This window comes from Stenotrophomonas sp. SrG (genome assembly GCF_050031795.1).
GTDB lineage: Bacteria > Pseudomonadota > Gammaproteobacteria > Xanthomonadales > Xanthomonadaceae > Stenotrophomonas > Stenotrophomonas rhizophila_A.
The window spans coordinates 1-248 of record NZ_JBNBBE010000682.1; the positions used below are offsets into that span (position 1 = coordinate 1).

The 248-nt window shown below is 66.1% G+C and carries 1 pseudogene; it reads left to right on the plus strand.

Annotated elements, in window-relative coordinates:
* A pseudogene (locus ACQG3P_RS21305) lies at positions 1-248 on the plus strand (transglycosylase SLT domain-containing protein); the annotation flags it as partial.

A 248-nucleotide genomic window follows, 5' to 3' on the forward strand; every position in this document is an offset into this window, starting at 1 on the left:
AACGTGGAGCTGTCGCTGGCCGGCTACAACGGTGGCGAAGGCCGTGCCGGGCGGGTGTATCGCCAGAACGGGGGGCAGAGCTTCTGGGTGGACAGCGTCTACAACCAGTTCCCGGCCGAATCCAAGGACTACGTGCCGATGGTGATCGCCGCCGCGTGGATCTACCTGCACCCGCAGCAGAACGGCGTGGACTTCCCCAAGGACAGTGCGCAGCCGGCCACCATCCGCCTGGCCAAGTCCACCACCAT